General features: G+C 59.2%; 1 protein-coding gene. It reads right to left on the bottom strand.

The genetic code is table 11. The features are described from left to right. Nucleotides 1-2,574, bottom strand: a 2,574-nt coding sequence (locus ACSHXH_RS19280) for a DUF5801 repeats-in-toxin domain-containing protein (protein WP_435673422.1), incomplete at both ends; no start/stop codon positions are given.

The raw sequence follows: 2,574 nt of genomic DNA on the forward strand, positions 1-2,574 counted from the left end.
GCCCGTCACAGGCCCCAGATCACCCGCAGCCAAAGACGCAGCATCATCAACGGCTGTTGGCACATCGTCTGTGACCGCAACGGTAAAGCTGCTGGAGGCCGTGTCACCATCGCCGTCTTCGACTGTAAAGGCGAATGGCAGGTTCAGCACGTCGGTTCCCGCGGCGCCATGATCCAGCACTTCGTTTTGGACGTAGGTGTAGCTTGGTACGAAGCCGTTGCCCGCCGTTGGCTGTACCAGCGCCACGGTGAACACAGGTGCTGTACCGGCAAGCGCGACAATCGAGCCGTCCATAATGGTATATGTCAACGCAACGCCGTCGCTGCTCAGGCCAAGCGCATCCAGATCGGTTTGCACCTGCACCGCGTCAAAGCGGATCTCGACAGGATCCAGATCGGCACCGTAATCCGCAACAATTTCCTCGCCTGCAGTCAATGTACCACCTGTACGCAGGTCTGCCTCATCCACGGCTGTGTCCGGGGTAACGCCTGCTGTCGGGCCGTCGTCGGTGAAGGTAAAGCTGTCGCCAATGTCCGCGCTGGCGGCCGCGGTCGCGGTGTCGCCGTCGCCGTCTTCTACGGCTGAGCTCGCCGTCAGAACAACCAGGCCCGCGGCCAATGCAGCAACTTCAGAGCTGCTGGATGTATCCGCGTGATCAATGGGTTGGCTCTGCGTAAGCGTCACTACGCCCGCCGCATCGGTCGCAATCGTGAACACCGTGTTGGCCGGGTCCACATCCACCGCATTCGCCTCGGTCGAGGCCGTAACAACACCGCCAATCAGGTGCAATGTCACCGCGTCGCCTTCGCTGCTCAAACCAGACGCCACACTCGTCGCGCCCCCTTGCAGGCTCAGCGCGTGCGTCAGAACCTCTGCATCTACATCCGCGCCCCCGTCATTGCCCAGATCGTTGGTCAGTGTGAACAAACCGCTGAAGTCAGCCGTTGCTGTATCAACAGCCGTCAACGTGTCTCCGTCTTGCGTCGCGAGAACCGGCGCGGTTGCACCGCTGTCTACCAGCGCTGTGGTTGGCAGATCATCAACAAAGCTCAGACGGTCACCAATTCTAAGAACATCCGTTGCCGTATCACCGTCACCGTCCTGAACCGTCGCCCGCAGCGAGATCGCACCCGGTGCGATGCTCACCGTGTCGGCCGCATCCGCTGTCGGGTGATCAAGCGCGCGGGTTTGATCCAGCTTCACGGTACCATCTGCAGTAACACTCACGTTGAACGCCGCCGGACCGAATTGATCAGCAACACGGCCGACAACAACACCGCCCTCGACGTACAACAAGATCGCATCGCCCGTTGCTTCATCCACCAGACCACTGTCGACACCGTCAGCAGAAACTTCGAGGCTGTAAACCGTGCCCGCAGTCGCATCCGCCAGATCAGCACCGTGATTAATGTCAAACAGGCCCGCAAAACTGGCAGAAGCATTCGTGCCAAAATCAGCATCCGTTACCGTCAACCCAACAGCAAAGGCTGGAACCGTGTCCACAACTGGCAGGTCATCCACAATGCTAATGATCAGGGAATCCGTTGCAACATCGCCATCCGTGTCCGTCAGCCTCAGCGCAAATGTATCCAGCAGGCTGTCGCGGGTCGTGGCGTCAGCATGCGCCTCCCCCGCTGCAAGCGCATAGGTATAGCTTACCTCGCCCGTTGCCGCGTCATAGCCCGTGACCGTCAACGTGCTGCCCAAAGCGCTGGTCAAAACCAGCGGCGTCGTTGCCGCAACATTGTCATCAACAACCGTGATCGTAGTGCCACCTGCACTGATCGTCAGCGCATCAATCCCGTCAAACGACGTGATCGTGAAGCTGCCCGAGATCGTCGAGGACGTACCCCCCACACCAGATCCGATCGTTGGCAACTGGCTCTCGAACACAACACCATCAGCGCCGGTGGCATCGTCAAGATCATCGAAGGAAACAGGGCTGTCGCCCAATGCTATCTTCAGCTCGGCCTTGGACGTATCGCCATCCGTGTCAGTCAGCGTGTACTCAAAGATTTCATCCACACCGCCCGCCGTGCCCGCATCCCGAGTATAGCTGTAGCTGCCGTCCGCCGAGACCGTCAGCGTCCCGTATTCTCCGTCAATCGTAGTGGTGCCTGTCGTAGGCACGACCACTGTGGTGATGCCAAAGGCAACGCCAGTCACAGTCGCACCATCCGCACCCTCCGTATCCGTCCCCGCACCTGTGATCAGGTTGCCCGTCACAGGCCCCAGATCACCCGCAGCCAAAGACGCAGCATCATCAACGGCTGTTGGCACATCGTCTGTGACCGTAAGGCGTGTGCCAATTGGTGCCACTTCAGTCACGGTATCGCCGTCTCCGTCGACTACAGTTGCTGTCAACAGGATCGCGTCATCAGTAATGTTGACTGCATCGTCGTTACCTGCAGGATTTGTAACAGGGCGCAGCTGATCAAGTGTTACAACGCCGGTTGTGAGATCAACGGAAACGACCATGGCCGCGGGGCCGTCAACGCCCCCGATACGGCCAACAACATTACCATCTTCATCGGTAAATAGCAGAATGGGTTCGCCAGTCGCACCATCAACGAG

Source organism: Marivita sp., assembly GCF_051251565.1.
In the GTDB taxonomy this organism is placed as follows: domain Bacteria; phylum Pseudomonadota; class Alphaproteobacteria; order Rhodobacterales; family Rhodobacteraceae; genus Marivita.